Genomic DNA, 21,606 nt, shown 5'->3' on the forward strand with positions numbered 1-21,606 from the left:
TCGGCGCCCCGTTAACCACGCTGGCCGAACGCAGGCATTGTGGAGTGGGCATCCCGGCATGGATGCCGGGATAGCCGCGCTGGGCCATGGATGGCCCTTCGCGGCGGGCCCACGGAGCAATGCCGGAGTGAGGGCATGCCGAGCCTAAGCGAGGCACCGAGTGGTGGGGCATGAGCGCTTTGGTTACTTTCGCGCTTTTCGAAAGTGACCCGCTGTAAGAGCGGAACCCTAAGCAGCCGTTACCTAAATAACGGATATACATACAAAAATACCTGAGCCCCACAATCCGTCATCCCAAGGCTACGGAGCCTTGCACCATTGCCTACAACTACGCCAGAATCCGCCGGCTTGTGCGCCTTGCCCCCGGGCTCTAACGTTTGCAGGTCGCTGTCAGTTCAGCGATCGGGTTTAGCAGCTCGGCACAATATCAAGGCACGCAGGTCCGCTTTATGGTGGCTGTGCGTGGGGCACTTCGGTGCGCCGGGTTCCTTGATTCCTGGTCTGCTAACCCGCGCACAGTCGCCACCCTTTTCGTTTAGCAGCGATGTCTGGCGGCTCCATCAATCAAGGAGCGTCAACCATGTTCAAGGCCACACCCAACCCACCAGAACCCGAAACCGATCCCAAGAAACTCCAGGAAGCCACCGACCGCGCGCTCGATTACTACCTGAAGCCCAAACAGCCCAACCCCGAAGAAAAACAGCCATCGGGCCAGCTCTTCACCGTCGTGGACGGTATCGACACTGAAAGCCTGTTGGCCAACCTCAGCGAAAACCTGGCCTCAGCCGACGCCATGGTCAGTGACCTTGCGTTCGACCTGGAAGGTTCACGACGTCATGTCGCCCTTGGTATTCAGCAACTGATCGAGCTGAGTGCTTTGTTGGCGAATCGAGCACTGGACAACGTCAACACACAACCCTGACCGCACCACGAAATGTGGCGAGGGAGCTTGCTCCCGCTGGGTGGCGCAGCCGCCCCCGCTTTTTTGCGTCCGCTGCGCGGCCGAGCGGGAGCAAGCTCCCTCGCCACAGGTGTTAACCCTGTCCCCGGATCAAACAGTCGTGTTCACAACAGCGCCCAACAAAAAGCCCCGCTTCCTTCCAGAAGCGGGGCTTTTTGCGTATCAGGCCACTTGAGGCTGCACGCTCACCGGCTGTAGCGGTAGCAGCGGTGCATGAGGGTCGGCCTTGACCGACTCACGCCATGCCGCCAGCCACTCGGGATGCCCCTCGCTCCAGACCTGCTCGTGCAGGCGTGACAGGGCCACCGGGTCGCTCAGCAGGGCCAGTCGCTCGGCGTTGCTGAGGCCGGTCGGGCCGGTCTTCAAGGCGTGACGAACGCGTTCGACCCGCAGCCATTCGATCGGCTCGGCCTTGCCGTGACGCGAGGTTGCCAACGCATACGCCAAGGCGTTCTGTTGTGGATCGACCACCGCCCGGATGAAACCGTCTTTGAGCGCATGCCAACGGTTTTCATGGGTGTACTGGTCCGTCGACAGCAGTTCCTGGGGCGGTGCGTATTCCTCAGGGATCAGGAACAGGCTTTCATCGCGGGACTTCAAGCCCAGGCCCACGCGGCTGGAAATCACCGATACCGGAATCGACAGCATCAGCGAGCCGACAATCGGCACCAGCCACCACAGGAAGCTCGGGTTCAGCCAGATCACCAGCAAGGCCCAGAAGAAGCCCAGCAAGGTTTGCGGGCCGTGGCGCTTGACCGCTTCGCTCCATGGCGTGGAGTCGTCGTCACGTTGTGGCGAGTTCCAGGTTGCAGCCCAGCCCAGGAATGCGGCAAGCACGAAGCGGGTGTGGAAAATCATCCGCACTGGCGCCAGCAGCATGGAGAACAGCATCTCCAGGAGCATCGACAGCGTCACCTTGAACTTGCCACCGAACTCCTTCGCACCCTTGGCCCAGATCAGCACGATACTCAGCAACTTGGGCAGGAACAGCAGCACGATGGTGGTGGAGAACAGGGCGATGGCTTTTTCCGGGTGCCATTGTGGCCACAACGGATAGAGCTGACGCGGCTCGAGGAAGTACTGCGGCTCCATCAGCGTGTTCACCGCCAACAACGCAGTGGACAGCACCAGGAAGAAGAACCACAGCGGCGCCGACAGGTAGGACATCACGCCGGTCAGGAACACCGCACGGTGCACCGGGTGCATGCCCTTGACCAGGAACAGCCGGAAGTTCATCAGGTTGCCGTGGCACCAGCGACGGTCACGCTTGAGTTCGTCCAGCAGGTTCGGCGGCAGTTCTTCGTAGCTGCCCGGCAGGTCATAGGCAATCCACACGCCCCAGCCAGCACGGCGCATCAGCGCCGCTTCGACGAAGTCGTGGGACAGGATGGCACCGGCGAACGCGCCTTTACCGGGCAGCGGCGCCAGCGCGCAGTGCTCGATGAACGGCTTCATGCGAATGATCGCGTTGTGGCCCCAGTAGTGGGATTCACCCAACTGCCAGAAGTGCAGGCCGGCGGTGAACAGCGGGCCGTACACCCGGGTGGCGAACTGCTGCATGCGCGCATACAGCGTGTCCATGCCCGAGGCACGTGGCGCGGTCTGGATGATGCCAGCGTCCGGCGTGGCTTCCATCAGGCGCACCAGGCTGGTCAGGCACGTACCGCTCATGACGCTGTCAGCGTCGAGCACGACCATGTACTTGTAGTCGCTGCCCCAACGACGGCAGAAGTCGTCGAGGTTGCCGCTCTTGCGCTTCACGCGACGGCGACGGCGGCGATAGAAGATCTTGCCGAAGCCCCCGGCTTCACGGCAGACATCCAGCCAGGCCTGCTGCTCGGCTACGCAAATATCGGTCTCGTTACTGTCGCTGAGCACGAAGAAGTCGAAACGATCCAAGTCACCGGTGGCAGCCACCGACTCGAAGGTTGCGCGCAAACCGGCGAATACCCGCGGTACGTCTTCGTTGCAGATCGGCATCACCAGTGCGGTGCGGGCGTCCTTGGGAATCGGCTCGTTGCCGGCGCTGGCACCGGAGATGCGGTACTTGTCGTGACCGGTGAGCAATTCGAGAAAGCCCATCAGCGCCGTCCAGAAACCCGCCGACACCCAGCAGAACAGGATCCCGAACAGGATCAGGATGCTGGTTTGCAACGCATACGGCAGCACTTGCGTGGCCGTCTGCAACAGCGGTTGGTGCAGGACTTCGTCCAGGTCCACCAGCGACCAGCCTTGGTACGGCATGATGCCTTTCATGTACCAACCGGCAACGATGGTCTGGCCGAGCATCAGGATCAACAGGATGTAGCGGCGGATCGAACCCACGGTACGCCAGCGTGCATGGGGCAGCACGCGCTCATCCTTGGGCGGCTTCGGCGGGTTGGTACGCCCGGTCAGGCGCCGCCAACCGCGCACCAGGATATTGGTGCGCCACGGTTCCGGCACGACCTTGGTCCGGCGAATCGGCGGTGTCGCCTTCAAGCACACCCGGCCGTTGGCATCGAGGGCCAGCATTTCGGCGTCCTCGAGTTCCTCGGCGGTGCTCAGCGTCAGGCGTCGGCCCACCGAGGCTTGCGCCGCCTCGTTGGGTGCGTCGAATGTCGAGGAAGCCAAGCGTTCATGCAATTGGCTGAATGACGTGCAGCCCGCCAGCTCGGCGCGCTGCTCGTCGGTCATCGGCAAGTGGGCCAGATACTCACTGAGAGTCTCTGGTCGTACGGACGTATTACTCATCGGCAGGCAACTGGTAGCTCCAGGTCTCAGTCAGGACTTGTTCAGTCTGTTCCGGTTCCTGTTGGGTTGGGATCGGCTCGGCGACGGCGGTGGATGCCTTGACGGCCTTGGTTTCTTTCTGCTCGCCGGCTTGCTCGTTGGCTTGCTCTTTTTCGCTCTGCTGCTTGGCGACCTTGTCGGCCTTGGCCAGCGTGGCCACGGAATGCGCGGTGGCTGGGAGTTCGACAGGAACAAGCGGCCTGACCAAGGCGGCACGCATCTCGGTCGCTTTGCTCGGGTCCTTGATCTTCAGGCGCAGCGTCAGGCGCCAGCCCTTGGTTTCAGGGTTGTAGCGCACACTGTTCTCGACGATCTCGGCGTTGTCACCAACGCTCACCTGGCTACGTACTTCGGCTTCTTCAGGCAGCGCTTGCAGGGACGGCCCTTCGAAATCCACCAGGTAGGCCACGCTACCGTCCGGTTGACGGATCAGGTTGGACTGCTTCACGTCACCGGTCGAACGCAGGGTCTGCTTGACCCAGGCGCTGTCTGGCGAGTGCAGGTTGGCTTCGTCGAGCGTCCAGTGCAGACGGTAGGCGAAGTCCAGTGGCTGGCCTGGTTCAGGCAGTTTTTCCGGGCTCCAGAACGCAACGATGTTGTCGTTGGTTTCGTCGGCGGTCGGGATTTCAACCAGATCGACAGTACCTTTGCCCCAATCGCCTTTCGGTTCGATCCAGGCGCTTGGACGTTTTTCGTAACGGTCATCCAGGTCTTCGTAGTGGCTGAAGTCACGACCACGTTGCAGCAGGCCGAAACCACGCGGGTTTTCTACCGAGAAGTTGCTCACGGCCAGGTGTTTCGGGTTGTTCAGCGGACGCCAGATCCACTCGCCGTTGCCGGCATGGATGGACAGGCCGCTGGAATCGTGGAGTTCACGACGGTAGTTCAGCACCTTGGACGGCTGGTTGGCGCCGAACAGGAACATGCTGGTCAACGGGGCGATGCCCAACTTGTTGACACGATCACGCAGGAACACCCGCGATTTCACGTCGACAACGGTGTCGGTACCCGGACGCACGATCAGGCGATAGGCACCAGTGGCCCGTGGCGAATCCAGCAGGGCGAAGATCACCAGGTGCTTGTCGGTCGGTTTCGGACGCTGGATCCAGAACTCGCGAAAGCGCGGGAATTCCTCACCGGAAGGCAACGCGGTGTCGATGGCCATGCCTCGAGCGGACAAACCGTAGACTTGGCCCTTGCCGATGACGCGGAAATAACTCGCGCCCAGCATGGTCATGATTTCGTCTTGCTTGTCAGCCTTGTTGATCGGGTACAACACGCGGAAACCGGCGTAGCCCAGCTGTTCGGTGGCCTTGGGATCGAACTTCACGTCGCCGAAATCGAAACGTGTCGGGTCGTACTTGATCTCGTCGACGGTGGTCGCGGTGATTTCGTTGATCTTCACCGGCGTGTCGAAATGCATGCCCTGGTGATAGAACGACAGCCGGAACGGGGTCTTCTGGTCGGCCCATTCAGCTTTTTCGGTGCGGAAACGAATTTTCTGATAATCGGCGAATTTCATTTCGCGGAATTCGTTCGGCAAATTGCTGCGCGGGGCTTCGAACTTTTGCCCGGCCAATTCTTGTGCCTTCGCCGATACATCATCCAGGCTGAATGCCCACAGTTGGCCCGCGCCGAACAGGCACAGCAGGGCCGAGCCCGCTACCAGAGCGTTTCTAAACCGTTTGGCAGTCATTTTTGGTGCATTACAGGGACTAACAATCACGAGCAACCCTCGCCGAAAACTGATCAAAAAACCAACGGCCAGATAAAGTATCTGCACGGTAACGGCACTGAAAAACCGTTCCTGCGGACCACTCTTGCCAAGTTGGCGAGCATTGTTCCGACTCCGATGGGACAAAATGATTCCCCAAACGGTCCAGGACAAGTCTCTACCTAAGTCAAATGGACCAGCGAACGCTGATCCCCCGTAGCGCGCGATTATCTAGTAGCCCGCGTGACAACGCATCAGGGGTAGCAAAGTATTTATCGAGAAAACTCCCAGTTTTTCCTCGAAACAGGCCCGAAAAGATGTTTCAAGCGCTTTCAAACCTGTAACAGGAACGTTACCGGGCCATCATTGACCAAATGCACCTGCATGTCGGCGCCGAATCTACCTGATGCCACAGTGCCATGCACCTGTTTTGCCTGGGTGAGCAAATAGCTGAACAACTCTTCTCCCAGGGCCGGAGGTGCGGCTGTCGAAAAACTCGGGCGCAAACCACTTTTGGTGTCGGCCGCCAAGGTGAACTGCGACACCAGCAACAACCCACCACCGACATCCGCCAGGGACAGGTTCATCTTGCCGTCGGCGTCGCTGAATACTCGATAGTTAAGCAGCTTATGCAGCAGTTTGTCGGCGCTGGCCCGGGTATCCCCGGGCTCGACGGCCACCAACACCAGCAAGCCCTGGTCCACTGCGCCGACGATCTCACCTGATACTTCGACCCGTGCGCAGCGAACTCGTTGCAACAGCCCCTTCATGCTTCTTCAGGCGGCAGGTCGAGCAGGCGCCGGGCCATTTGCGCAGCGGCGCGCACCAATGCGTCGGTGATCCCCGGCTCCGAAGCGGCGTGACCAGCGTCGCGAATCACCTGCAGTTCGCTGTTGGGCCAGTTCTGATGCAGTTCCCAGGCATTGTCCAGCGGGCAGATGACGTCGTAGCGGCCATGCACGATGACGCCCGGCAAATGGGCGATCTTGCCCATGTCGCGAATCAACTGGTTGGGTTCGAGGAAAGCGTTGTTGGTGAAGTAGTGGCATTCGATCCGGGCGATCGACAGCGCCCGCTGCGGCTCGGAGAAGCGATCGACCACCAGCGGGTTCGGACGCAGGGTCGCGGTACGACCTTCCCAGGTGGACCAGGCCTTGGCCGCATGCATCTGGGCGATCTGGTCGTTGCCGGTCAGGCGCTTGTGGAAAGCGCTGAGCAGGTCGTCGCGTTCGTCCAAAGGGATGGGTGCGATGTAGTCCTGCCAGTAGTCGGGGAACAGGCGACTGGCGCCGGCCTGGTAGAACCACTCGATTTCCTGCGGACGGCAGAGAAAGATCCCACGCAGGATCAGGCCGTGTACCCGCTCGGGATGGGTCTGGGCGTAGGCCAGGGCCAGGGTCGAGCCCCAGGAACCGCCAAACAGCACCCACTTCTCGATGCCCAGGTGTTTGCGGATGCGCTCCAGGTCTTCGACCAGATCCCAGGTGGTGTTGTTCTCAAGGCTGGCATGGGGGGTGGACCGACCGCAGCCGCGCTGGTCGAAAGTGACGATGCGGTACAGGTTCGGATCGAAGTAACGCCGGCTCTGCGCATCGCAGCCGGCACCCGGGCCGCCGTGAATGAACACCACCGGCAGGCCTTCGGGGGAACCGCTTTCATCGACATAGAGCGTGTGGGTGTCATCGACAGCCAGATCGTGCCGGGCATGGGGTTTGATCTGCGGGTACAAAGTCTGCATTGCGCGCTCCGTAAGGGGTCGAGTCATCCCTGTGGGGACGTCTATTTAGTCTGCCGTCCGGCATCATAAACCCGAATTACCTTAATGAGCATGTCCCCTGCGCAGTCAAAGCATGTCAGCCAGGTACGCCAGCAGCGTGCGATACATCTGATCGACCTCTGGCACCTGGCCGCGGCCACGCAGGCAACCGTGGACCAGCCCATTGCCGACATACAGCGCGGCGTCTCCCCCTGCGGCGTTCAGCCGCTCGCAATAAAGGACGCCGTCGTCGCGCAGCGGATCCCATTGCGCGACAGCAACCAGCGCTGGCGGCAAGCCGTCCAGGCTGTCGGCGAGTAACGGCATGGCATAAAGCGAGGGACGAGCGCCACCCAGGTACAGCGCCTCATAGCGCTCCAACTCGCGACGGCTCAGGAGCGGGGCATCGAAGCACTCGTGACGCGACGGCAGATCCGCAGGGCCACCGAGCGCCGGATAAATCAAGACCTGGGCCCGCGGCAACGGTTGCCCGGCATCGCGCAAGGCCAGGCATAACGCGGCGGCGAGATTGCCGCCGGCGCTGTCACCGACCACCAGCCGGCGACGGGGGTCGATGGCAAACGGGGCGTCCGCCAAGTGGCGCCACACTGCCAGGCAATCTTCGAAACCGGCCGGAAACGGATGCTCCGGGGCCAGCCGGTAATCCACCGCCACCACCAACGCGCCCAACTCAGCGGCCAGCTCCATGCAGATGAAGTCATGGGAATCCAGGTCCCCCACGACCCAACCGCCACCGTGCAGGTAAAGCATGCATGGCCAGCCGGCAAGCGGTGCCGCACGTTGCGGGTAATAGGCCCTCACCGCTACGCCGGCCAGTTCGAAATCCTCGACGGCCAGCGTCGGCGGGCAAGGCGCAGTGAACGCCCGGCACATCTGGCTGTAGGCCTGGCGCGAACCGGCAAGGCTGTCGTCCAGGCTGGTGAAGCTCAGGGTTTTGTCGATGAAGGCTGACATTGCCTGGGAGAGTGGGTAGGTCATCGTGGTGTGGCTCAAAGGCTTTTGTGGCGAGGGAGCTTGCTCCCGCTTGAGTGCGCAGCGCTCACAAGATTCTTGGGGCGGCTTCGCCACCCAGCGGGAGCAAGCTCCCTCGCCACACAGGGTTATCAGTGCCCGGAAGATTGCCTCAGTTCTTGAGGCTGGCCTGCACCGCCGCCACGCCATCCTTGCCATCGAAGCTCATGACACCCGCCAACCAGCGCTGAAGATCCTCGGGATGCTCGCGCAGCCATTGCCGGGCGACGTCCTGGGGCGTCTTGCGCTCCATGATCGGCACCATCAACTGACTCTCCTGGGCGGCGGTGAAGGTGAGGTTCTCCAGCAAGCGGTTCACGTTCGGGCAGCGCTGGGCATAGTCCGGCGCAGTCACGGTGGAGACCGTGGCGGCGCCTTCGTTCGGGCCATAGACATCTTCACTGCCGGTCAGGTAGCTGATGTTCATGTTGATGTTCATCGGGTGCGGGGTCCAGCCGACGAAGACCACGAACTCCTTGCGATTCACCGCGCGCTGCACCGCCGCCAGCATGCCTGCTTCGCCGGATTCGATCAGCTTGAAGTCCTTGAGGCCGAAGTGGTTGGTCTCGATCATGGTCTTGATGGTGGTGTTGGCGCCGCTGCCCGGCTCGATGCCGTAGATCTTGCCACCGAGCTGGTCCTTGAACCGGGCGATGTCGGCAAAGGTCTTGAGCCCTGCCGCCGCCACGTAGTCGGGTACCGCCAGGGTGGCCTGGGCGTCGGCCAGGCTTGGCTTGTCCAATACCTTCACTTGGTTGGCGGCCAGGAATGGTGCGATGTTCTTGTCCATCGCCGGCTTCCAATACCCCAGGAAGATGTCGAGGCGCTTGTCGCGGATGCCGGCAAAGATGATCTGCTGCACGGCGCTGGTCTGCTTGCTGTCGTAGCCCAGACCGGTGAGCAGCACATCGGCCATGCCGCTGGTGGCGATCACGTCGGTCCAGTTGACCACGCCCATGCGCACGGTCTGGCACGACGCAGGCTCGGCGGCCATCGCCCCGGCGCTCAAGAGGGTGGTACCGCAGAGGATCGACAGACAGCGTTTGAACAGTCTTTTCATCGGGAAGGTCTCGTGCGGCAGCGGATTATTGTAGGTCGGTGTCTTACTGCACCGTGCCCAAAACATTACGCAGCGCCGAGGGGCTGAAGATGAACTGTGGCGACTCGGTTTTGCACGGTGGCGACAGGTTGAGGGCACTGAAGACCTCTGTGGCGAGGGAGCTTGCTCCCGTTGGGCTGCGCAGCGGCCCCAAAAACTTGCGAGCGCTACGCACTCGAGCGGGAGCAAGCTCCCTCGCCACAGAAGCTGCCTCACCACAGGTTAATGCTTGTAAGCCTGCCGCCCCCACGCCAACAAGCCTTCCAGCAATTGCCTGAGTACCACTTGCGTCGGCTCCGCCAGGTCGGCGCGATAGTTGAACGGTTCGTACTCTTCCATGTAGGTGCTCTGGCACAGTTCCAGTTGCACCGCGTGGATGTCTTCGGCCGGGTTGCCGTAATGCCGCGTAATGTGTCCGCCCTTGAACCGCCCGTTGAGCACGTGGGTGAACTGACCATGGCGAGCGCAGATGGCTTCGAGCTGGCTGGCCAGGGTCGGGTCGCAACTGGCACCGTTGAACGTGCCGAGGTTGAAGTCCGGCAGCTTGCCGTCGAACAGGTGCGGGATCACCGAACGGATCGAATGGGCGTCGAACAGCAAGGCATAGCCGAACTCGGCCTTGAGCCGCGCCAGTTCCTGCTGCAGCGCCTGGTGGTAAGGCATCCAGATCTGTTGCAGATACCTCGCCCGCTCCTCGGCCGACGGCTCCAGCCCTTGGCGAAACAACGGCACGCCATCGAACAGCGTCGCCGGGTACAAACCGGTGGTGGCGCCGACGTACATCGGCTTGTCATCGGAGGGGCGGTTCAGGTCGACGACGAACCGTGAGTACTCGGCGGCCAGGGTGCTGGCGCCCAGCTCAGCGGCGAACTCGTAGAGCCTGGGAATGTGCCAATCGGTGTCTGGCAGGCTTTGCGCCTCGGGGATCAGCCCGGCCTGTACCGCCGGAGTCAGGCGCAGGCCGGCGTGAGGCATGCTGATCAACAGCGGCACGCGCCCTTGCTTGAAATTCAGGACCTTCTCCACAACCGTTCTCCTCAATCGATTTCCACGCCGTGACGCACGACGCGTTTTTCCAGATCGCCACCGAGCCAGTACGCCAGGTCGGCCGGGCGGTCGATGTGCCAGGCGACAAAGTCCGCGACCTTGCCGGCAGCCAGCGAACCGTGGGTTTGAGCCATGCCCAAGGCCTGGGCCGCATGAATCGTCGCCCCCGCCAAGGCTTCTTCCGGGGTCATGCGGAAGCAGGTGCAGGCCATGTTCAACATCAAGCGCAACGACAGCGCCGGCGAGGTGCCCGGGTTGAGGTCGCTGGCCACGGCGATTTTCACACCGTGCTTGCGCAGGGCTTCCATGGGCGGCAATTGGGTTTCGCGCAGGAAATAAAACGCCCCCGGCAGCAACACCGCCACGGTGCCGGATTCGGCCATGGCCTTGGCATCGTCCTCGGTCATGAACTCCAGGTGATCGGCCGACAGCGCCTGGTAACGCGCCGCCAGGCTGGAACCGTGCAGCGACGACAATTGCTCGGCGTGCAGCTTCACCGGCAGCCCAAGTTGTTGCGCTGTGATAAACACCCGCTCGACCTGCGCCGGGGAAAACGCCAGGTATTCGCAAAAGGCATCCACCGCATCCACCAGTCCTTCGGCTGCCAAGGCCGGAAGCATCTCGCTGCAGATGTGTTCGATGTAGTCGTCGGCGCGATCCTTGTATTCCGGCGGCAAAGCGTGGGCCGCCAGACAGGTGCTGCGTACGCTGACTGGCAGCTCAGCGCCGAGGCGGCGGATGACGCGCAGGATCTTGCGCTCGCTGGCCAGGTCCAGGCCGTAACCGGATTTGATTTCCACGGTGGTCACGCCGTCGCGCATCAGGCTTCCCAGGCGCTTGGCGGCGCTGGCGAACAGCTCGTCTTCACTGGCGGCGCGGGTGGCGCGTACGGTGCTGGCGATGCCACCGCCGGCTGCGGCAATCTCGGCGTAGCTGACGCCTTGCAGGCGCTGCTCGAACTCACCGCTGCGGTTGCCGCCAAATACCGTGTGGGTGTGACAGTCGATCAGCCCCGGCGTGACCCAAGCGCCCTTGAGGTCGTTGACCGCCGGGTAGTCACCCGTCGGCAATTCGGCACGCGGGCCGATCCATTGGATGTGCTTGCCCTGGGTGACGATGGCGGCGTCTTCGATGATCGAGTAGACGCCCTGGGCCATGGTGGCGGCGTGGCAGTTTTGCCAGAGGGTTTTCATTGATGTCCTCCGTCAGGATCATTCCCACGCTCCGCGTGGGAATGCAGTCCGGGACGCTCCGCGTCCTTCGTAGATCGGGACGCAGAGCGTCCCATGAGGCGTTCCCACGCAGAGCGTGGGAACGATCGAATCAGCCTTACAGGCTCGGCAACAACTGCGCCGTGACCAGCTCGTTCAGGCACCGACTCGCCAGCAACTCACTGGCCGCATTGATGTCCGGCGCAAAGAAGCGGTCCTTCTCATAAAACGGCACTTCTGCACGCAACAGCCCCCGGGCCCGCTCCAGTTTGGAAGAGGTCTTCAAACCGCCGCGCAGGTCCAGCCCCTGGCAGGCCGCGAGCCATTCCACCGCCAGGATCCCACGGGTATTCTCGGCCATTTCCCACAGACGTTTGCCGGCGGCCGGGGCCATGGAAACGTGGTCTTCCTGGTTGGCCGAGGTCGGCAGGCTGTCCACCGAATGGGGGTGGGACAGCGCCTTGTTTTCGCTGGCCAGGGCCGCCGCGGTGACCTGGGCGATCATGAAGCCGGAGTTCACCCCGCCATTGGCCACCAGGAACGGCGGCAACTGCGACATGTGCTTGTCCATCATCAACGAAATCCGGCGCTCGCTCAGGGAGCCGATTTCGGCAATCGCCAAGGCCATGTTGTCGGCGGCCATCGCCACCGGTTCGGCGTGGAAGTTGCCGCCGGAAATCACGTCACCCTCGGCGGCGAACACCAGCGGGTTATCCGACACGGCGTTGGCCTCGATCACCAGCACTTCGGCGGCCTGGCGGAACTGGGTCAGACAGGCACCCATCACTTGCGGTTGGCAGCGCAGGGAGTACGGGTCCTGGACCTTGTCGCAGTTCTGGTGCGAATCGGAGACTTCGCTGCGCTCGCCCAGCAGATCGCGGTAGGCAGCGGCGGCGTCGATCTGGCCTTTCTGGCCACGGGCGGCATGGATGCGTGCATCGAATGGCGAACGCGAGCCGAGCACCGCTTCCACCGTGAGGCCACCCAGGGCCAGGGCACCGGCAAACAGGTCTTCGCCTTCGAACAGGCCACGCAGGGCAAACGCGGTGGATACCTGAGTGCCGTTGAGCAGCGCCAAGCCTTCTTTCGCGGCCAGGGTCAGCGGCGCGAGGCCGGCCACTTTCAGTGCCTCGACAGCCGGCAACCATTCGCCTTTATAGCGCGCCTTGCCTTCGCCCAGCAGCACCAGGGACATGTGGGCCAGCGGGGCCAAGTCGCCGGAAGCACCGACCGAACCCTTGAGCGGAATGTGCGGATAGACCTCGGCATTGATCAGCGCGATCAGCGCATCGATCACCTGCCGACGGATGCCGGAGAAACCCCGGCTCAGGCTGTTGACCTTGAGCACCATGACCAGCCGCACCAGCGCATCGCTGATCGGCTCGCCCACGCCGGCGGCATGGGACAGCACCAGGGAACGCTGCAGGTTTTCCAGGTCTTCGCTGGCGATGCGGGTCGAGGCCAGCAGGCCAAAACCGGTGTTGATGCCGTAGGCGGTACGGTTCTCGGCGAGGATCTGTTCCACGCAGGCGACGCTGGCCTCGATCTGCGCCGACGCGCTGGCGTCGAGGCTCAAGGTCACCGGTTGCTGATAGATGTCACGCAATTGAGCCAGGCTCAATTGGCCGGGAATCAGGTTTAAGGCAGTCATGTATTGCTCCTTTTGAGAGTTTTGTTTTTACCCGCCAGTCGCTCCGGAATGTTCCGTTATCCGTCACCTTCGCCTTTTGGGCGATGCTTTATGGGCAATAGGTGCCTTGGCACGCTGGCGCTTTTTTGATCAATTCAAATTCGGTAATACGCTTCGCAGCATGCTCGGGTCTTTAAGCAGGCCAGCGGCACTGGCGATGTCCGGCGCCAGCCAGCGATCCTGGTCGTAGGCCGGCACGCGCTCACGCAGCAGTTTCCAAGCGATGTCGGTGCCGGTGCCGAAGCGCTGGGCCTTGAGAAATTCAAAGGCCTGGGCCGCCAGCAGGTATTCGATGGCGAGGATCTGCGTGCAGTTTTCCAGCGCCCTGTGCAGCTTCAAGGCCGCGTTGGTGCCCATGCTCAAATGATCTTCTTGCAGGCCCGAGGTGACGAAGTTGTCGAGCACCGCCGGTTGCGCCAGTTGCTTGTTTTCCGCGCACAGCGACGCGGCGACGTATTGCACGATCATCATCCCCGAATTCACCCCGGGGTTGGCTACCAGGAAGGCCGGCAGGCCGCTGACGTGGGGGTTGATCAAGCGGTCGAGGCGACGCTCGGCGATGGAGCCGATCTCAGCCATGGCAATCGCCAGCAGGTCCGCCGCCATCGCCACCGACTGACCATGGGGGTTGGCCTGGGACATCACCCGGAAATGCTCAGGCGTGCCGAGCAACAGCGGGTTGTCGGTGGCGGCGTTGAGTTCGGTTTCGATCTGTTGCCGCGCATGCGCCAACTGATCGCGAGCGGCACCGTGCACCTGCGGAATCGAGCGGATACTCAAGGCGTCCTGGGTACGAATGCCCAAGCTCGAGGCGATGACTTCGCTGCCGTCGAGCAAGGCCCGCAAGTTGACCCCGACCTGCTGCATGCCCAGGTGCGGCTTGAGGGCGATGATCTCGGCATCGAACGCGGCAATCTGCCCGCGCAGGGCCTCGAAGCTCATGGCGCCGATCACGTCGGCCCATTGCACCAGCCGCGTCGCATCGGCCAGGGCCAGGCAACTGAGGCCGGTCATGCACGGGGTGCCGTTGACCAGGCACAAACCGTCCTTGGCGCCCAACTGCACCGGTTGCAAGCCTTCGGCGGCCAAGGCCTGTTGCGCCGAAACGATTTGCCCGCGATAACTGACCTGGCCGACGCCCAAAAGCGCGATGCTGATGTGGGCCATGTGGGTCAGGTAACCCACCGAACCCTGGGACGGCACCTGCGGTGTGATGCCCCGGTTGAGCAGCGCCAGCAGCGCTTCGACCACCCGGCGATGGATGCCGGATTTGCCCTGGCTGTAGTTGAGGATGGCGGCGCAGAGAATCGCCCGGGTCTGTTCATCGGAAAGCGGCGCACCGACGCCACAGGCATGGCTGAGCAGGGTGTTGCGCGACAGTTGGCTGAGCTGTTCGTCCTTGAGCGAAACATTGCACAAGGCCCCCAGGCCGGTATTGACGCCATAGGCGCGCTCACCGCTTTCGACGATGCGCTGGACGATGGCCTGGGCATTGTCGATCCGCGCCCAGGCCTGGGCCGACAGCTCAAGCTCGGCACCGAAGCGGGCGACGGCGACCACATCCTGCCAACGCAACGGGGCGTCGGCGATCACGATTTTTTCAGCCTGGGACATCTAAAACCTCATACCCATAAGTTGCCAATAACATTTGTGGCGAGGGGATTTATCCCCGTTGGGCTGCGAAGCAGTCCCATTACTTTCCATCCAATTGTGTCAGGCTGATCCCACTGCTTGGTCTGGGGCTGCTGCGCAGCCCAACGGGGATAAATCCCCTCGCCACAACCGCGTCTGGCCTTACACAACTGGGTCCGGCCTTACACCACCGCAGCCCTGCGCTGCACGAACCGATCGACATACTCATCCGCCGGCGAATGCAGGATCTCCCGGGGCGTGCCGACCTGGATCAGCTTGCCGTCCTTGAGAATCGCAATGCGGTTACCGATGCGTACGGCCTCGTCGAGGTCGTGGGTGATGAAGACGATGGTCTTGTGCAGGGTCTTTTGCAGCTCCAGCAACTGGTCCTGCATTTCCGCGCGGATCAGCGGGTCGAGGGCGCTGAAGGCTTCGTCCATCAGGATGATGTCGGTGTCCGCCGCCAAGGCCCGGGCCAGGCCCACGCGCTGGCGCATGCCGCCGGAGAGCTGGTGCGGGTACTTGTTCTCGTAGCCCTTCAGGCCCACGGTGTTGATCCAGTGCAACGCCCGTTCGGCGCACACCTGTTTGCTCTCGCCGCGCACTTTCAAGCCATAGGCGACGTTGTCCAGCACGCTCTTGTGGGGCAGCAGGCCGAAGCTCTGGAACACCATGCTGATCTTGTGCCGGCGAAACTCGCGCAGGGCGTCCATGTCCAGTTGCAGGATGTCTTCGCCGTCCACCAGGATCGCACCACTGGTAGGATCGATCAGCCGGTTGAAATGGCGCACCAACGTGGACTTGCCGGAACCGGACAGCCCCATGATCACGAAGATCTCACCGGTGCCGATACTCAGCGACAGGTCGTTCACGCCGACCACGCAGCCGGTTTCGGCCAGCACCTGGTCCTTGGTCTTGTCCTGGCGGATCAGCGCCAGGGCTTCCCTGGAGCGATTGCCGAAAATCTTGAAGACATTCTTGACTTCGATCTTGCTGATGGCTGCGTTGCTCATTTGCTCACCTCATGCCGAGGACGACCATAGGCCTGGGTAATGCGGTCGATGACCACGGCGAGAATCACGATCGCCAGCCCGGCTTCCAGGCCACGGCCAACGTTGAGAGTCTGGATGCCCACCAGCACGTCTTCACCCAGGCCACGGGCGCCGATCATCGAGGCGATGACCACCATCGACAGGGCCATCATGGTGGTCTGGTTGATCCCGGCCATGATGCTCGGCAGGGCCAGGGGCAGTTGCACGCCGAACAACTGTTGCCAGCGGTTGGCGCCGAAGGCGTTGATGGCTTCCATCACTTCGCCGTCTACCTGGCGGATGCCCAGGTCGGTCAGGCGGATCAATGGCGGCGCGGCATAGATCACCGTGGCGAAAATCGCCGGGACCTTGCCCAGGCCGAACAGCATCAACACCGGAATCAGGTACACGAAGCTCGGCATGGTCTGCATGATGTCCAGCAGCGGCATCAGCACCGAACGCAGGCGATTGCTGCGTGCCGAAAGAATGCCCAGGGGAATGCCGATCAACACCGAGATCAGCGTCGCCACCAGCATCAGGGCGAGGGTCTGCATCAGTTTGTCCCACAGGCCTACCGCGCCCACCAGGAACAGCAGGCCAACGATCACTGCCGTGGCCACGACCTTGCGGGTGGCGTGCCAGGCGATGCCACCGACGATGGCCAGCATCAGCCACCAGGGCGCCATGCGCAACAGGCCTTCGAGGTTGACGATGGCCCACAGCAAGGTGTCGGAGATGTGCCGGAACACATCGCCATAGTTGGTCACCAGGGCGTCGACCCAACCGTTGACCCAATCGGCGATGGAGAAGGTAAAGCTTTCGGGAAACATAAGAGACTCTCGATCAGGTGGATGCAGTGAACGTCCCGGCCAACCCTAGGATTGGCCGGGGGATTCGACCTACAGAGCCGCGTCGATTTTCTTGGCAGCGTCTTCACTGACCCAGGCGTGCCAGACTTCAGGATGTTCCTTCAGGAAGATCTTCGCCAGTTTCGGCGACTCGATCCGCTCCTTGGCCATGCGCCCGAGGTTCTGGTTCAGGATATCGATGGGCAGGTTGACCTTTTCCAGCACCGTCACCAATTCAGGTGCCTCGTCGTGGAAGGTCTTGGACAGGCCGACCTTGATGCTCACGCTTTTATCCACGCCCGGTTTTTCTTCCAGTTTCACCAGGTCCACCTGACCCATCAGCGGCGTCGGCGACCAGTAGTAGAACAGGATCGGCTCGCCACGCTTGTAGCTCGACAGCACCGCCGCATCCAGGGCCGGGCCGGTGCCTGGACGGAAGTTGGTGTAGGTTTTTTCCAGGCCATAGCTTTTCAGCATTTCGCTGTTGTCCAGCTCACATGTCCAACCGGCCGGGCAGTTGTAGAAACGGCCCTTGGACGGTTCTTCCGGGTCCTTGAACACGGCAGCGTACTGGCCCAGGTCAGCGATGTTCTTCAGGCCCGGGGCCTTGGCTTCGAGCTTGCGCTTGGCGTCGCCCTCAACCACGTAGCGCGGCACATACCAGCCTTCGATGGCCCCCACCACCGGGGCGCCGACGCCGACCACCTTGCCGGCCTTCTCGGCCTTGTTCCACACCTCGCTGCGGCCGACCCACTCTTCGGCAAACACCTGGATGTCGTTGCTGCTCAGGGCATTCTCCATGGTGATGGAGTTGCCTGGCAGGCTGTCGGTCTTGCAGCCGTAGCCTTTTTCCAGCACCACTTGCAGGACGTCGGTCAGCAGCATGCCGCTTTCCCAGTTCAGGCCGGCGAACTTCACCGGTTTGCCCGACTCGCACCAACCCGCCGCTTGTGTGGCGCTGGCGCCGGCCAGCAGGCCCATGGAAAGCAATGTGGTCAGCAGGGTCTTGTTCGACTTCATTATGTGACGCTCCTAATCAGTTGGATTGGCTTACGGCAGTCAAGAGGCATCCAGCCCTGTCAACGTCCCATCAGACCGCTTGGATGCGGCCCGCCCTGCTCGGTTGTGCGTCAACCGTGTCCTGCTCGAGCGGCAGGATCAATTGATCGGGTACAGCGCTGTGCCACTTCTTGGCGACGACGTAATACAGCGCCGCCGGAACCACCAGACCGATGATCCAGGAAATATCCACACCGCCCATGGCTTCCACCAGCGGACCGGTATAGAACTTGGTGGCGATAAACGGCAGTTGAACCAGTACGCCGAAGACATAGACGCTGATGCCAAGGGCGTTCCAACGACCGTAGCGACCGTTCGGGTCGGCCAGTGCCGGTACGTCATAGCGCTCGCGGGTGATGCAGTAGTAGTCCACCAGGTTGATCGCGCTCCAAGGCGTAAAGAACGCCAGCAAGAACAGGATGAAGGACTTGAACGCACCGAGGAACGAGTGCTGGCCGAGCAGCGCGATCAGCGTCGCAGCGCCGACGATGACCAGCACGAAGACCAGACGCTGCAGGCGCGTGACGTTCAGGTGACCACGAAAACCGCTGATGATGGTCGCGATGCACATGAAGCTGCCGTAGGAGTTCAGCGTGGAGATGGTGACCTTGCCGAATGCGATGCTGAAGTACAGCAGCGCAGCCGTGGCGCCGGTACCGCCCAGGCCCACGATGTAGGCCACCTCGTGACCGGCGAACTGCCCATTGGCCGAGGCCGCGGCAAACACGCCGAGGATCATCGCCACCTGCGCGCCGATGACTGAACCTGCGCCTGCGGCAAAAAAGGTTTTCACCGAGGAAGTTTGGCTTGGCAGGTAACGCGAATAGTCCGCCACATAGGGGCCGAAAGCGATCTGCCAGGAGGCCGCGAGCGACACCGCCAGCAGGAAGCTGCTCCAACTGAAATGGCGGATTTGCAGGAGTGCGCCAACGTCCGTCTGGCTCATCAGGCGAGCGAACAGGTAAACGAAGGCGATCACACCCAGGATGCTGGCGACACGGCCAATGAAGTGAATCACCCGATAACCAAGCACCGTGACCAACACGATGACACTGGCGAAGATGAGGATGCCGACACTGTCGCTGACATCAAACAACTGGCCCAGTGCCTGACCGGAAAGCACGGTGCCCGTCGCGGTGAAACCCAGGTACATCAGGCACACCAGCACGATCGGGATGGCCGCGCCATACACACCGAACTGCACCCGACTGGAGATCATCTGCGGCAGGCCAAGCTTGGGCCCTTGCGCGGCATGCAAGGCCATGACGCCACCGCCGAGCACTTGGCCGATCAGCAAACCGATCAACGACCAGAACACATCACCGCCAAGCACCACCGCCAATGCACCGGTGACAATGGCAGTGATTTGCAGGTTGGCCCCCATCCAGAGGGTGAACTGGCTCAACAGCCGACCGTGTCGCTCCGCTTCCGGGATGTAGTCGATCGAACGTTTCTCGATCAACGGCTTGCTGCTTGCGCGTGTGCTACTGACAGCCATGGTTCAACCTCTGTGGATTGTTCTGGAATTCATTTTCGCCGCTGCTTCCCTGTGGGAGCGAGCTTGCTCGCGATAGCGGTGGGTCAGCACTGACACGCCCTCATCGCGAGCAAGCTCGCTCCCACAAGGGGCTCGGGGTTACTTGCCGGTAATCATCGGCAAGTTCAGCCCCTGCTCTTTCGCGCAATCGATCGCGATCTGGTAACCGGCATCGGCATGACGCATGACGCCGGTGGCCGGATCGTTGTGCAGTACGCGAGCAATGCGCTCGGCCGCCTCGTCGGTACCGTCGCAGACGATCACCATGCCCGAGTGCTGGGAGAAGCCCATGCCGACGCCGCCACCGTGGTGCAGCGACACCCAGGTCGCGCCGCTGGCGGTGTTGAGCAAGGCGTTAAGCAACGGCCAATCGGAGACCGCATCGGAACCGTCCTGCATGGATTCGGTTTCACGGTTGGGGCTGGCCACGGAACCGGAGTCCAAGTGGTCGCGACCGATCACGATCGGCGCCGACAATTCGCCGCTGCGCACCATCTCGTTGAACGCCAGGCCCAGCTTGGCGCGCTGGCCCAGGCCGACCCAGCAGATCCGTGCCGGCAAACCCTGGAAGCTGATGCGCTCGCGGGCCATGTCCAGCCAGTTGTGCAGGTGGGCGTCGTCGGGGATCAGTTCCTTGACCTTGGCGTCGGTCTTGTAGATGTCCTGCGGATCACCGGACAGCGCAGCCCAGCGGAACGGGCCGATACCGCGGCAGAACAGCGGACGGATGTAGGCCGGGACGAAACCAGGGAAGTCGAAGGCATTTTCGACGCCCTCTTCCTGAGCCATCTGGCGGATGTTGTTGCCGTAGTCGAAAGTCGGCACGCCCATTTTCTGAAAGGCCAGCATGGCTTTGACGTGGACGGCCATCGATTGCTTGGCGGCCTTCACCACGGCGGCAGGTTCGGTCTTGGCGCGGGCACGGTACTCGTCCCAGGTCCAGCCGGCCGGCAGGTAGCCGTTGAGCGGGTCGTGGGCGCTGGTCTGGTCGGTGACCATGTCCGGACGCACACCACGACGGACCATTTCCGGCAGGATCTCGGCAGCGTTCCCGCACAGGGCGATGGAAATCGCCTTGCCTTCGGCGGTGTATTTCTCGATGCGCGCCAGGGCGTCGTCGAGGTCGGTGGCTTGCTCGTCGACATAGCGGGTTTTCAGGCGGAAATCGATGCTCACCTGCTGGCACTCGATGTTCAGCGAGCACGCACCGGCCAGGGTCGCGGCCAAGGGTTGCGCACCGCCCATGCCGCCCAGGCCGGCGGTCAGGACCCAGCGCCCCTTGAGGTTGGAGTCGTAGTGCTGGCGACCAGCCTCGACGAAAGTTTCGTAGGTACCCTGCACGATGCCCTGGCTGCCGATGTAGATCCAGCTGCCGGCGGTCATCTGGCCGTACATGGCCAGGCCCTTGGCGTCGAGTTCGTTGAAGTGCTCCCAACTGGCCCAGTGCGGCACCAGGTTGGAGTTGGCGATCAGGACGCGAGGGGCGTTGCTGTGGGTCTTGAACACACCCACCGGCTTGCCGGATTGCACCAGCAGGGTTTCGTCGTCGTTCAGGTTGGTCAGGCTTTCGACGATCTTGTCGTAGCACTCCCAATTGCGCGCCGCGCGACCTATGCCACCGTAGACCACCAGTTCCTTGGGGTTCTCGGCCACTTCCGGGTCGAGGTTGTTCATCAGCATGCGCAGCGGCGCTTCAGTCAGCCAGCTCTTGGCGGTCAGCGTGTTACCGCGAGGGGCACGGATTTCAACGTCACGGTATTTTTCAGGTTTGCGGGTAGCGTCGGTCACAGCAAAAACTCCTCAGCGATCAATCCAGACCAGCCCGGGCAGTGGGCAGCGATTTAGCGAACGTTGCGTTGAATATCAGTGACTCATACGCATACGTCTTTACTTGTATGTACAAGCATATGCAATCAAGCGGCCAACTTGTTGGAGGTGGTGTTCAGAAACGGTTGGGGAATTGGCTGAAAGCCTTGTGATTTCAGGGCTGCTGAGCGGCATGAAATTTTTTAAGAGGGTTTTCGAGAGGGCAATCGGAGGGTCACAGAAGCATGGCATTGCGCCACGCTGGGGCATTCGGTAACAAATTGGTGCGCAAAGAGGAAACAGCGAGGACGAGGCTTTTTGTGGCGAGGGAGCTTGCTCCCGCTGGGCTGCGCAGCAGCCCCCTCTCAAGCTCACTCAATCAACCTGATCCACCGCGTCGCCGGGTTTTAG

16 protein-coding genes are annotated in these 21,606 nt (G+C 62.0%); 1 reads left to right on the forward strand and 15 read right to left on the reverse strand.

Going from position 1 to position 21,606, the window contains the following annotated elements; genetic code table 11:
• The first annotated feature begins 580 nt into the window (after positions 1 to 580).
• The gene (locus tag BM300_RS28585) at positions 581 to 922 is read left to right on the forward strand and encodes a DUF6124 family protein (protein WP_092345448.1); all 342 of its coding nucleotides are present in this window, start codon (positions 581 to 583) and stop codon (positions 920 to 922) included.
• Positions 923 to 1,123: 201 nt separating this feature from the next.
• Here the strand turns inward: BM300_RS28585 and mdoH are convergent, their stop codons facing one another.
• From mdoH to hutU, 15 genes are all read right to left on the reverse strand, one after another.
• Positions 1,124 to 3,694, reverse strand: a complete 2,571-nt coding sequence (gene mdoH / locus BM300_RS28590; RefSeq protein WP_092464641.1) for a glucans biosynthesis glucosyltransferase MdoH — start codon at positions 3,692 to 3,694, stop codon at positions 1,124 to 1,126.
• Complete coding sequence (locus BM300_RS28595; RefSeq protein ID WP_203417386.1) at positions 3,687 to 5,429, reverse strand: glucan biosynthesis protein G; 1,743 nt, start codon at positions 5,427 to 5,429, stop codon at positions 3,687 to 3,689. Before BM300_RS28595 ends, mdoH begins: the two co-directional genes overlap by 8 nt.
• A 350-nt stretch (positions 5,430 to 5,779) precedes the next feature.
• A complete protein-coding gene (gene dtd / locus BM300_RS28600; RefSeq protein ID WP_092151025.1) occupies positions 5,780 to 6,217 on the reverse strand; it encodes a D-aminoacyl-tRNA deacylase in 438 nt (145 codons plus the stop codon).
• Positions 6,214 to 7,185, reverse strand: a complete 972-nt coding sequence (gene pip, locus BM300_RS28605) for a prolyl aminopeptidase (protein WP_003196909.1) — start codon at positions 7,183 to 7,185, stop codon at positions 6,214 to 6,216. Before pip ends, dtd begins: the two co-directional genes overlap by 4 nt.
• A gap of 105 nt (positions 7,186 to 7,290) precedes the next feature.
• Entirely contained in the window at positions 7,291 to 8,202 is a 912-nt protein-coding gene (locus BM300_RS28610; protein WP_256572661.1) for an alpha/beta hydrolase, read from the reverse strand.
• A 145-nt stretch (positions 8,203 to 8,347) separates the two neighbouring features.
• Positions 8,348 to 9,295: a choline ABC transporter substrate-binding protein gene (locus tag BM300_RS28615; protein WP_092464643.1), complete on the reverse strand. Its 948-nt coding sequence runs from the start codon at positions 9,293 to 9,295 to the stop codon at positions 8,348 to 8,350.
• Positions 9,296 to 9,556: 261 nt separating this feature from the next.
• Positions 9,557 to 10,360, reverse strand: coding sequence for an N-formylglutamate deformylase (gene hutG, locus BM300_RS28620; RefSeq protein WP_092151016.1), 804 nt, complete (start codon positions 10,358 to 10,360; stop codon positions 9,557 to 9,559).
• A gap of 11 nt (positions 10,361 to 10,371) precedes the next feature.
• Positions 10,372 to 11,574 carry an imidazolonepropionase gene (gene hutI, locus BM300_RS28625; protein WP_092151013.1) on the reverse strand — a complete coding sequence of 401 codons (1,203 nt, stop codon included), beginning with the start codon at positions 11,572 to 11,574 and terminating at the stop codon, positions 10,372 to 10,374.
• 136 nt (positions 11,575 to 11,710) lie between these two features.
• The gene (gene hutH / locus BM300_RS28630) at positions 11,711 to 13,243 is read right to left on the reverse strand and encodes a histidine ammonia-lyase (protein ID WP_092464645.1); all 1,533 of its coding nucleotides are present in this window, start codon (positions 13,241 to 13,243) and stop codon (positions 11,711 to 11,713) included.
• Between the two features lie 129 nt (positions 13,244 to 13,372).
• Positions 13,373 to 14,896, reverse strand: coding sequence for a histidine ammonia-lyase (gene hutH, locus BM300_RS28635; RefSeq protein WP_092151010.1), 1,524 nt, complete (start codon positions 14,894 to 14,896; stop codon positions 13,373 to 13,375).
• 200 nt (positions 14,897 to 15,096) lie between these two features.
• The gene (locus BM300_RS28640; RefSeq protein WP_092464647.1) at positions 15,097 to 15,927 is read right to left on the reverse strand and encodes a quaternary amine ABC transporter ATP-binding protein; all 831 of its coding nucleotides are present in this window, start codon (positions 15,925 to 15,927) and stop codon (positions 15,097 to 15,099) included.
• Positions 15,924 to 16,775 carry an ABC transporter permease gene (locus BM300_RS28645; RefSeq protein ID WP_041024738.1) on the reverse strand — a complete coding sequence of 284 codons (852 nt, stop codon included), beginning with the start codon at positions 16,773 to 16,775 and terminating at the stop codon, positions 15,924 to 15,926. Before BM300_RS28645 ends, BM300_RS28640 begins: the two co-directional genes overlap by 4 nt.
• A gap of 69 nt (positions 16,776 to 16,844) precedes the next feature.
• On the reverse strand, positions 16,845 to 17,813 hold the full coding sequence (locus tag BM300_RS28650) for an ABC transporter substrate-binding protein (RefSeq protein WP_092151004.1): 969 nt from the start codon (positions 17,811 to 17,813) through the stop codon (positions 16,845 to 16,847).
• A 70-nt stretch (positions 17,814 to 17,883) separates the two neighbouring features.
• The gene (locus BM300_RS28655) at positions 17,884 to 19,350 is read right to left on the reverse strand and encodes a purine-cytosine permease family protein (RefSeq protein WP_092222288.1); all 1,467 of its coding nucleotides are present in this window, start codon (positions 19,348 to 19,350) and stop codon (positions 17,884 to 17,886) included.
• A 138-nt stretch (positions 19,351 to 19,488) separates the two neighbouring features.
• Positions 19,489 to 21,177, reverse strand: a complete 1,689-nt coding sequence (gene hutU / locus BM300_RS28660; RefSeq protein WP_092222286.1) for a urocanate hydratase — start codon at positions 21,175 to 21,177, stop codon at positions 19,489 to 19,491.
• Positions 21,178 to 21,606 lie beyond the last annotated feature (429 nt).

The organism is Pseudomonas sp. NFACC46-3, from assembly GCF_900114515.1.
GTDB classification, from domain to species: Bacteria; Pseudomonadota; Gammaproteobacteria; order Pseudomonadales; family Pseudomonadaceae; genus Aquipseudomonas; species Aquipseudomonas fluorescens_Q.

What these genes read in the sequence shown, in the direction of transcription:
- pip (WP_003196909.1), bottom strand. Translation starts at nt 7,185, where the DNA reads ATGCAGACTTTGTACCCGCAGATCAAACCCCATGCCCGGCACGATCTG.
- BM300_RS28650 (WP_092151004.1), bottom strand. Translation starts at nt 17,813, where the DNA reads ATGAAGTCGAACAAGACCCTGCTGACCACATTGCTTTCCATGGGCCTG.
- BM300_RS28610 (WP_256572661.1), bottom strand. Translation starts at nt 8,202, where the DNA reads ATGACCTACCCACTCTCCCAGGCAATGTCAGCCTTCATCGACAAAACC.
- BM300_RS28595 (WP_203417386.1), bottom strand. Translation starts at nt 5,429, where the DNA reads ATGACTGCCAAACGGTTTAGAAACGCTCTGGTAGCGGGCTCGGCCCTG.
- dtd (WP_092151025.1), bottom strand. Translation starts at nt 6,217, where the DNA reads ATGAAGGGGCTGTTGCAACGAGTTCGCTGCGCACGGGTCGAAGTATCA.
- BM300_RS28655 (WP_092222288.1), bottom strand. Translation starts at nt 19,350, where the DNA reads ATGGCTGTCAGTAGCACACGCGCAAGCAGCAAGCCGTTGATCGAGAAA.
- mdoH (WP_092464641.1), bottom strand. Translation starts at nt 3,694, where the DNA reads ATGAGTAATACGTCCGTACGACCAGAGACTCTCAGTGAGTATCTGGCC.
- BM300_RS28585 (WP_092345448.1), top strand. Translation starts at nt 581, where the DNA reads ATGTTCAAGGCCACACCCAACCCACCAGAACCCGAAACCGATCCCAAG.
- hutH (WP_092464645.1), bottom strand. Translation starts at nt 13,243, where the DNA reads ATGACTGCCTTAAACCTGATTCCCGGCCAATTGAGCCTGGCTCAATTG.
- hutI (WP_092151013.1), bottom strand. Translation starts at nt 11,574, where the DNA reads ATGAAAACCCTCTGGCAAAACTGCCACGCCGCCACCATGGCCCAGGGC.
- BM300_RS28645 (WP_041024738.1), bottom strand. Translation starts at nt 16,775, where the DNA reads ATGTTTCCCGAAAGCTTTACCTTCTCCATCGCCGATTGGGTCAACGGT.
- hutH (WP_092151010.1), bottom strand. Translation starts at nt 14,896, where the DNA reads ATGTCCCAGGCTGAAAAAATCGTGATCGCCGACGCCCCGTTGCGTTGG.
- BM300_RS28615 (WP_092464643.1), bottom strand. Translation starts at nt 9,295, where the DNA reads ATGAAAAGACTGTTCAAACGCTGTCTGTCGATCCTCTGCGGTACCACC.
- BM300_RS28640 (WP_092464647.1), bottom strand. Translation starts at nt 15,927, where the DNA reads ATGAGCAACGCAGCCATCAGCAAGATCGAAGTCAAGAATGTCTTCAAG.